The sequence below is a fragment of the Pseudomonas sp. LSJ-87 genome (assembly GCF_032971465.1).
In the GTDB taxonomy this organism is placed as follows: Bacteria; Pseudomonadota; Gammaproteobacteria; order Pseudomonadales; family Pseudomonadaceae; genus Aquipseudomonas; species Aquipseudomonas putida_Z.
The window spans coordinates 86889-96341 of the sequence record NZ_JAWJYQ010000041.1 but is presented as its reverse complement, the minus strand read 5'-3'; the positions used below and the strand labels follow the sequence as shown (position 1 = coordinate 96341).

Annotated in this window: 7 protein-coding genes; 3 read left to right on the top strand and 4 right to left on the bottom strand. The window is 64.8% G+C overall.

Annotation, left to right across the window (positions count from 1 at the left end; genetic code table 11):
• Positions 1 to 156: 156 nt before the first annotated feature.
• The 4 genes from RYH74_RS21395 to RYH74_RS21380 all read right to left on the bottom strand — a co-directional run bounded on the left by RYH74_RS21395 (position 157) and on the right by RYH74_RS21380 (position 4552).
• Positions 157 to 444, bottom strand: coding sequence for a YceK/YidQ family lipoprotein (locus RYH74_RS21395; protein ID WP_025337554.1), 288 nt, complete (start codon positions 442 to 444; stop codon positions 157 to 159).
• On the bottom strand, positions 441 to 1070 hold the full coding sequence (ubiX, locus tag RYH74_RS21390; protein WP_013970698.1) for a flavin prenyltransferase UbiX: 630 nt from the start codon (positions 1068 to 1070) through the stop codon (positions 441 to 443). Before ubiX ends, RYH74_RS21395 begins: the two co-directional genes overlap by 4 nt.
• Entirely contained in the window at positions 1067 to 2416 is a 1350-nt protein-coding gene (gene mpl / locus RYH74_RS21385; protein WP_075044477.1) for a UDP-N-acetylmuramate:L-alanyl-gamma-D-glutamyl-meso-diaminopimelate ligase, read from the bottom strand. Before mpl ends, ubiX begins: the two co-directional genes overlap by 4 nt.
• Positions 2417 to 2482: 66 nt before the next feature.
• On the bottom strand, positions 2483 to 4552 hold the full coding sequence (locus RYH74_RS21380) for a sigma-54-dependent Fis family transcriptional regulator (protein ID WP_317410096.1): 2070 nt from the start codon (positions 4550 to 4552) through the stop codon (positions 2483 to 2485).
• 255 nt (positions 4553 to 4807) lie between these two features.
• Here RYH74_RS21380 and RYH74_RS21375 point away from each other — a divergent pair, with 255 nt between their 5' ends.
• From RYH74_RS21375 to RYH74_RS21365, 3 genes are all read left to right on the top strand, one after another.
• Positions 4808 to 6328: an aldehyde dehydrogenase family protein gene (locus tag RYH74_RS21375; protein ID WP_025337551.1), complete on the top strand. Its 1521-nt coding sequence runs from the start codon at positions 4808 to 4810 to the stop codon at positions 6326 to 6328.
• A 234-nt stretch (positions 6329 to 6562) separates the two neighbouring features.
• Positions 6563 to 8011 (top strand): ethanolamine permease, encoded by a 1449-nt coding sequence (gene eat, locus RYH74_RS21370; RefSeq protein WP_013970695.1) that lies wholly within the window; start codon positions 6563 to 6565, stop codon positions 8009 to 8011.
• A 46-nt stretch (positions 8012 to 8057) separates the two neighbouring features.
• Complete coding sequence (locus RYH74_RS21365; protein ID WP_025337549.1) at positions 8058 to 9452, top strand: ethanolamine ammonia-lyase subunit EutB; 1395 nt, start codon at positions 8058 to 8060, stop codon at positions 9450 to 9452.
• Position 9453 lies beyond the last annotated feature (1 nt).

The following is a 9453-nucleotide window of genomic DNA, read 5'->3' as shown; positions in this document are numbered from 1 at the left end:
GCGGATTGTGGAGTCGGATGAGTTGCGCAGGTTGGGCAAGAATTAGGCTTTACCTGCCAGGGCCTCTTCGCGGGTAAACCCGCTCCCACAAGGATTTGCATCGATTTCAGACCTGGTGCAGTACCTGTGGGAGCGGGTTTACCCGCGAAAGGGCCCTTACAGGCCGCCGGTGGCCTGGAAGCCTACACCGGCCGCTGTCAGCAAAGACAACGGCAGCAACAGGGTATCGAGCAACATGCTCCCCGGCAGGTCCAGCCCGGGATACGCCGGCGCATCAGCCCCGTAATGATCCCGCGGGCAGCACCCGCCATTGATCACATACAAGTCCAACCGGGTACCGGCATACACCACCGGTGCCCCGGGCTTGTTGGCATCCAGCGTGCGCACCGTGGCGCAGCCACCAAGCAGCACCAGCGCCAGCAAACCCGCCAGCGCTCGCTTCAATCATCCACCCCGAAGTGGTGCTCACCCCAGCGCGGCAACATGTCCTGGGGAATGTTCAGCAGGTTGAGAATGCGCGCCACCACGAAGTCGACCAGGTCGTCGATGGTCTGCGGCTGGTGATAAAAGCCCGGCGCCGCCGGCAGGATCACCGCGCCCATCTGCGACAGTTTGAGCATGTTCTCCAGGTGGATGGTGGAGAACGGCGCTTCGCGCGGCACCAGGATCAGCTGGCGACGCTCCTTGAGGGTAACGTCGGCAGCACGTTCGATCAGGTTGTTGCAGGCACCAGTGGCAATCGCCGACAAGGTGCCGGTGGAACAAGGCACCACTACCATTGCCGCCGGGGCGCCGGAGCCCGAGGCCACCGGCGACATCCAGTCCTCCTTGCCATACACGCGAATCTGCCCGTCGGCAGCACCGGTATATTCGGTGAGGAAGGCCTGCATCGCCTGCGGCTTGGCCGGCAGCACCACGTCCGTCTCGGTAGCCATCACCAGTTGCGCGGCCTTGGAGATCAGGAAGTGCACCTCGCGGTCCTCACGCACCAGGCAGTCGAGCAGGCGCAGGCCATACTGGGCGCCAGAGGCGCCCGTCATGGCCAGGGTGATGCGTTCCGGCCCGCTCACTTCAGTGCCTCGGCCAGCTTGCCGTGCAGGCCGCCGAAGCCGCCGTTGCTCATGATCACCACATGGGTGCCTGGGCGAGCCTGGCCCTTGACCCGCTCGATGATCGCTTCGAGGCTGTCGGCCACCACGCTGGGCACTTTGCATTGCGCGGCGGTGGCAGCCAGGTCCCAGCCAAGGTTGGCCGGGGCGTACCAGATCACCTGGTCGGCGTCGTTGACGCTTTCCGGCAGGCCGTCACGGTGGGCACCGAGCTTCATCGAGTTGGAGCGCGGCTCGATCACGGCGATCACCGGGGCCTCGCCGACGCGCTTGCGCAGGCCGTCGAGGGTGGTGGCGATGGCGGTCGGGTGGTGGGCGAAGTCATCGTAGATGGTCACGCCCTGCACTTCGGCAACCTTCTCCATGCGCCGCTTGACGCTCTTGAAGGCGCTCAGGCCTTCGATACCCATGGCTGGAACCACGCCTACATGGCGCGCCGCTGCCAGGGTGGCCAGGGCGTTGGCGACGTTGTGCTGGCCAGTCAGCGCCCAGTCCACCACGCCCTGCGCTTCGCCGTCGAACAGCACTTCGAAGCGCGAGCCGTCGGGGCTGAGCAGACGGGCTTGCCACTGGCCACCTTCGCCGGTGGTCTGCACCGGGGTCCAGCAACCCATGCCGATCACCCGTTCCAGCGCCAGCTCGGTGGTGGGGTGGATGACCAGGCCTTCGCTGGGGATGGTGCGCACCAAGTGGTGGAACTGCCGCTCGATCGAGGCCAGGTCGGGGAAAATGTCCGCATGGTCGAACTCAAGGTTGTTGAGGATCGCCGTGCGCGGGTGGTAGTGGACGAACTTCGAGCGCTTGTCGAAGAAGGCGCTGTCGTACTCGTCGGCTTCGACCACGAAGAACGGCGTATCGCCCAGGCGTGCCGACACCGAGAAGTTCTGCGGCACACCGCCAATCAGGAAGCCCGGGCTCATGCCGGCATGTTCCAGCACCCAGGCCAGCATGCTGCTGGTCGTGGTCTTGCCGTGGGTACCGGCAACGGCCAGCACCCAGCGGCCCTGCAACACGTGGTCGGCCAGCCACTGCGGGCCGGAAACATAGGGCAGGCCCTTGTTCAGCACGTATTCCACCGCCGGGTTGCCACGCGACATGGCGTTGCCGATGACCACCAGGTCTGGCGCCGGGTCCAGCTGGGCCGGGTCATAGCCTTGGGTCAGCTCGATGCCCTGGGCTTCGAGCTGGGTGCTCATCGGGGGATAGACGTTGGCGTCCGAGCCGGTGACGCGGTGGCCAAGTTCCTTGGCCAGCACCGCCAGCGAGCCCATGAAAGTGCCGCAAATACCGAGAATGTGAATATGCATGGTCGACCTCGCAAAACATCGAGGCAGGGTAGCCCAGGGCGCGACAAATCGCACCAGATGTTTCGCTCAGTCGGCCCTGGTGATGCCGTGTTTGCGCAGTTTTCGATACAAGGTATTGCGGCTGATGCCCAAGTGCTCGGCGACACGGGTGAGGTGCCAGTGTTTTGCCTCCAAGGTCGCCAGCAGCGCATGGCGCTCGGCATCCTCCAACGCGGCAGGCCCTATCGCCGGCAAGCCAGCTCCCACAGGTACAGCACCAGCTTCGAAAGCCCCATTCACCCTGAGGGAGCAACTGTCTTGTGCTACCTGCCCTGGCCCTATCGCCGGCAAGCCGGCTCCCACAGGGATTGCACATGGCCTGAAGCCACCGCGGTCGAGGTGGGAGCTGGCTTGCCGGCGATCGAGGGCGAAGCCCTCGCGAACAATGGCGGGGAGATCAGGGAACACGATGCGGGAGTCTTCGCAAAGTGCCACTAGGGTACGCAGCACGTTGCGCATCTGCCGCACGTTGCCCGGCCAGGCGAAGTCGAGCAGTGCCTGCCGCGCCCTGGGCTCGATATCGATCGGTTCTCCCTGCGCCTCCTGACGCAGCAGAAAGTCCAGCAACTGCGCCTTGTCACTGCGCTCGCGCACCGCAGGCAATGCCACTTCCAGGCCATTCAGCCGGTAATACAGGTCCTCGCGGAAACTGCCCTGCTCCACCCGTTCCAGCAGGTCACGGTGGGTAGCGCTGACAATGCGCACGTCGACCGCCTGCGGCTCGCCACCGATCGGCACCACCTGGCGCTCCTCCAGCACGCGCAGCAGGCGGGTTTGCAGGGCCAGTGGCATGTCGCCAATCTCGTCCAGCAGCAAGGTGCCGCCATCGGCCTGCAGCAGCTTGCCGCGCATGCCTTCCTTGCGCGCACCGGTAAAGCTGCCGCCGCGGTAGCCGAACAGTTCGCTCTCGATCAGGCTCTCCGGGATCGAGGCGCAGTTGATGGCGACGAACGGCTTGCCACGCCGCTCGCTGGCCTGGTGCACGGCCTGGGCAAAGGCCTCCTTGCCACAGCCGGTCTCGCCGCGCAGCAACAGCGGCACATCGCGCTCGAACACCCGCACGCTGCGGCGGAAGTCGTTCTGCAAGGCCGGGTCGAGCAGGCAGATAAGCGGTTCCACTTCCCGTGCGGGTCGCGGCTGGGCGGCTGGCACCGACCACACCGGTGCGCGCGCCTGGCCACGCAGGCTGGCGAACACCTGCCGCCCGTCCAGGGTATGCAGCGGCCAGGCCGTGCTGCCACCGGGCGTGGCGCGGCTGAACAGTTCGTCGTGGCTGCAAGCGAAAAAGCGTTCCAGCGGTTTGCCCAGCACGCCACCACGCACCGTGCCCAGCAGGTTCAGCGCGCTCTGGTTGGCGGCGCAGATGCGCCCGTCACCGTCGAACGCCAGCAGGCCTTCGCTGAACAGGCCGACCGACTCGGCCTGCAGGTGAAAACGCAGCAGCCATTGCTGTTCGAAATGGCGCAGGAAGTAGCAGCTTTCGATCATCTTCGCCGACAGGTTGACCAGGGCCATGGTGTGGAACTGGCTCTGCCGGGAAACGTCGGGCCGCGCCGAAGACACATCCAGCACTGCCAGCAGCTCGCCATGCGGGTCGAACACCGGGCTGGCCGAGCAGGTCAGGCCGGTGTGGCGGCCACGGAAATGCTCGTTCTGGTGGATGGTCAGCGCCTGGCGTTCGACCAGGCAGGTGCCGATGCCGTTGGTGCCCTCGCGCGCCTCGCTCCAGTCAGCGCCCAGCCACAGACCGGCGCGCTCGAAGCTGCGCCGCTCGGTCGGCGCGCTGACGCAATTGAGGATCACCCCACGGGCATCGGTCAGCAGCACTGCATGGCCGGCCCCGGAAAGCTGCTGGTGCAGGCTGTTCATTTCATGGTCGGCAATCTGCAGCACCTGGCGCAGGCGCTCGCGGCTTTCCAGCAGGCGCCCATGCTCGAGCACCACCGGGGCCTCGATCACCGACGGGTCGAGGTGGTAGTCCTCCAGGCAGCGCAGCCAGGAGCGGGCGATGGACGGGTCACTGCCGCCCTCCCCGGCCCCACCATGGGCGACGGTATGGACTTGCTGGGCATGGCGGCTGAAATGATTGCTCTGCATTGTTGTAGTTCTCCGCAGATAGAGAGTCCCGCCAGCATCCTCCACCCGGGAAGGCTTTGCAATGCACCCTCCGGTTACGTGTCGCAAATGGCACAAAGTGTCACCCCCGCGCGTACCGGCGCTGGCACAGCGACCGTGGGCCAGGCCCAAAGAACCGAGCCAAGTCATTGATTTGCCTGGTGCTCGAAACGCTGGCCCAACCTTTGCTCTACGCTTTCCAACTCCCTAACAAACACAATAGCCAGGAGACACACCATGCGTTACGCACATCCCGGTACCGAAGGCGCGAAGGTTTCCTTCAAGAGCCGCTACGGCAACTACATCGGTGGTGAGTTCGTTCCTCCGGTAAAGGGGCAGTACTTCGAAAATACCTCCCCGGTGAATGGCAAGCTGATCGCTGAATTCCCTCGCTCCACTGCCGAAGACATCGATAAAGCCCTGGATGCCGCCCACGCTGCGGCCGACGCCTGGGGCCGCACCTCAGTGCAGGACCGCTCCAACGTTCTGCTGAAGATCGCCGACCGTATCGAGCAGAACCTCGAACTGCTGGCAATCACCGAAACCTGGGACAACGGCAAGCCGATCCGCGAAACCCTCAATGCCGACATTCCGCTGGCGGTCGACCACTTCCGCTACTTCGCTGGCTGCATCCGCGCCCAGGAAGGCGGCGCCGCGGAAATCAACGAAGGCACCGTGGCGTACCACATCCACGAGCCGCTGGGCGTGGTCGGGCAGATCATCCCGTGGAACTTCCCGATCCTGATGGCCGCCTGGAAGCTTGCCCCGGCACTGGCCGCCGGCAACTGCGTGGTGCTCAAGCCGGCCGAACAGACCCCGCTGGGCATCACCGTGCTGCTGGAAGTGATCGGTGACCTGCTGCCAAAAGGCGTACTCAACGTGGTGCAAGGCTTTGGCCGCGAAGCCGGTGAAGCCCTGGCCACCAGCAAGCGCATCGCCAAGATCGCCTTCACCGGCTCGACCCCGGTCGGCTCGCACATCATGAAATGCGCCGCCGAGAACATCATCCCGTCCACCGTCGAACTCGGCGGCAAGTCGCCGAACGTGTATTTCGAAGACATCATGCAAGCCGAGCCAAGCTTCATCGAGAAGGCGGCCGAAGGCATGGTGCTGGCGTTCTTCAACCAGGGCGAGGTATGCACCTGCCCGTCACGGGCACTGGTACAGGAGTCGATCTACCCGCAGTTCATGGAAGTGGTGATGAAGAAGGTGCTGCAGATCAAGCGCGGCGACCCGCTGGACACCGACACCATGGTCGGCGCCCAGGCCTCGCAACAGCAGTTCGAGAAGATCCTGTCGTACCTCGACATCGCCCAGAAGGAAGGCGCCGAGTTGCTGACCGGCGGCAAGGTCGAGAAACTGGAAGGCTCGCTGGCCACCGGTTACTACATCCAGCCGACCCTGCTCAAGGGCAACAACAAGATGCGCGTGTTCCAGGAAGAAATCTTCGGCCCGGTGGTCAGCGTCACCACCTTCAAGGACGAAGCCGAAGCCCTGGCGATCGCCAACGACACCGAGTTCGGCCTGGGTGCCGGCGTGTGGACCCGCGACATCAACCGTGCCTACCGCATGGGCCGTGGGATCAAGGCCGGGCGCGTGTGGACCAACTGCTACCACCTGTACCCGGCGCATGCCGCGTTCGGTGGCTACAAGAAGTCGGGGGTCGGGCGTGAGACGCACAAGATGATGCTCGACCACTATCAGCAGACCAAGAACCTGCTGGTGAGCTACGACATCAATCCGTTGGGCTTCTTCTAAACCTGGGATGGCCTCGGGGCTGCTTTGCAGCCCATCGCCGGCAAGCCAGCTCCCACAGGGATCGCAGGGGATTCCAGACCTGTGCAGTACCTGTGGGAGCCGGCTTGCCGGCGATGAGGCCGGACCTGCAAACACAATATCCAGAGCACCAACCGCTCTGGCTCGCTTCCTGCAGTACCCATCACCATCGGCCCGGAACCCGTCCGGCCACCAAGAAAAACAACAGGTGAATCTATGCCAAGCGATCATTCCGCCGGCTCGCCGGCAGGCTCTTCCGTCGACTTCGAAAAAGTCGGCTCGGACTATTTCCAGCAACGTGAACTGAAAAAAGGTGCCGCCGGCTGGGTCCTGCTGGTCGGCCTGGGCGTGGCCTACGTCATCTCCGGCGACTATGCCGGCTGGAACTTCGGCCTGGCCCAGGGCGGCTGGGGCGGCATGTTCCTCGCCACCCTGCTGATGGCCACCATGTACCTGTGCATGTGCTTCTCGCTGGCCGAACTGTCGTCGATGATCCCCACCGCAGGCGGCGGCTACGGCTTTGCCCGCAGTGCCTTCGGCCCCTGGGGCGGCTTCCTCACCGGGACGGCGATCCTCATCGAGTACGCCATCGCCCCCGCCGCCATCGCGGTGTTCATCGGCGCCTACTGCCAGTCACTGTTCGGCATCGGCGGCTGGATGATCTACCTGGCGTTCTACATCGTGTTCATCGGCATCCACATCTTTGGCGTGGGTGAGGCGTTGAAGCTGATGTTCATCATCACCGCCATCGCCGCCATCGCCCTGGCCGTGTTCCTGGTAAGCATGGTGCCCCATTTTGATGCAGCCAACCTGTTCGACATCGCCAAAACGGACGCCGTGGGCGCCAGCAGCTTCCTGCCGTTCGGCTATGTCGGCGTGTGGGCGGCCATCCCCTATGCCATCTGGTTCTTCCTCGCCGTAGAGGGCGTGCCGCTGGCTGCCGAAGAAACCAAGAACCCCAAGCGTGACCTGCCACGCGGCCTGATCGGCGCCATGCTGGTGCTGCTGGCCTTCGCCCTGCTGATCCTGGTGGTCGGCCCCGGCGGCGCAGGCTCCGAAGCACTGAAAGCGTCCGGCAACCCGCTGGTAGAAGCCTTGTCCAAAGCCTATGGCGGCAGCACCTGGATGGGCGGCTTCGTCAACCTGGTCGGCCTGGCCGGGCTGATCGCCAGCTTCTTCTCGATCATCTACGCCTACTCCCGGCAGATCTTCGCCCTGTCCCGCGCCGGCTACCTGCCGCGCAAACTGTCGGAAACCAACAAGAGCAAGGCCCCGGTACTGGCCTTGATCATCCCCGGGATCATCGGCTTTGCCCTGTCGCTGACCGGCCAGGGTGACCTGCTGATCCTGGTGGCGGTGTTCGGCGCTACCCTGTCGTACGTGCTGATGATGGCCGCGCACATCACCCTGCGCATCCGCCGGCCGAAGATGGAGCGCCCATACCGTACCCCCGGTGGCATCTTCACCTCGGGCCTGGCACTGGTACTGGCCTGCATCGCCGTGGTCGCCGGTTTCCTGGTCGACCCACGGGTGGTGATTGGCGCCGCAGTGATCTATGCGGTATTAATTGCCTACTTTGCTTTCTACAGCCGCCACCACCTGGTCGCGGGTACACCGGAAGAGGAATTCGCCGCGATTCAGAAGGCCGAAGAGGCCCTGCACTGATCGCCGCCACCCGCCGCGGGGCAACCCGCGGCTCTGGAGAGTCTGTATGGCAAGTTTCGTACACACGGTCGGCCACCTGGTCTACCGCTTCGACAGCCTCAAGGAAGTGATGGCCAAGGCCAGCCCCGCCCGCTCGGGGGACTACCTGGCGGGCGTCGCGGCCAGCAACGACGGCGAACGGGTCGCCGCGCAGATGGCCCTGGCCAATATCCCGCTGACCCATTTCCTCAACGAAGCGCTGATCCCTTACGAAGATGATGAGGTAACACGCCTGATCATCGACACCCACGATGCCCAAGCCTTTGCCCCGGTCAGCCACCTGACCGTGGGTGGCCTGCGCGACTGGCTGCTGAGCGAAGAGGCCAACGAGGACAGCCTGCGCAACCTGGCACCCGGGCTGACGCCGGAAATGGCCGCCGCGGTGTCGAAGATCATGCGCGTGCAGGACCTGGTGCTGGTGGCACAGAAGATCCGCGTGGTCACCCGGTTCCGTGGCACCATGGGCCTGCGCGGGCGCCTGTCGACCCGGCTGCAGCCCAACCACCCCACCGACGAGCCGGCCGGCATCGCCGCCAGCATTCTCGACGGCCTGCTGTACGGTAACGGCGACGCCATGATCGGCATCAACCCGGCCACCGACAGCATCGCCTCGATCTGCGCCCTGCTGGAAATGCTCGACGCCATCATCCAGCGCTACGACATCCCCACCCAGGCCTGCGTGCTGACCCACGTCACCACCTCGATCGAGGCGATCAACCGTGGCGTGCCACTGGACCTGGTGTTCCAGTCCATCGCCGGCACCGAGGCGGCCAACGCCGGGTTCGGCATCAACCTGAACGTGCTGCAGGAAGGCTACGAAGCGGGCCTTTCGCTGAAACGCGGCACCCTCGGGCAGAACCTGATGTACTTCGAAACCGGCCAGGGCAGCGCGCTGTCGGCCAACGCCCACCACGGCGTCGACCAACAGACCTGTGAAACCCGCGCCTATGCCGTGGCCCGCCACTTCAAGCCGTTCCTGGTCAACACCGTGGTCGGTTTCATCGGCCCTGAGTACCTGTACAACGGCAAGCAGATCATCCGCGCCGGCCTCGAAGACCACTTCTGCGGCAAGCTGCTGGGAGTGCCGATGGGTTGCGACATCTGCTACACCAACCACGCCGAGGCCGACCAGGACGACATGGACACCCTGCTGACCCTGCTGGGCGTGGCCGGGATCAACTTCATCATGGGCATCCCCGGCTCCGACGACATCATGCTCAACTACCAGACCACCTCGTTCCACGACGCGCTGTACGCGCGCCAGACCCTGGGCCTGAAGCCCGGGCCGGAATTCGAGGCATGGCTGGCCCGCACCGGCATCTTCACCCAGGCCGATGGCCGGGTGCGCTTTGGTGACAACCTGCCGCCGGCCTTCCGCCAGGCCTTGGCACAGCTTGCATAGG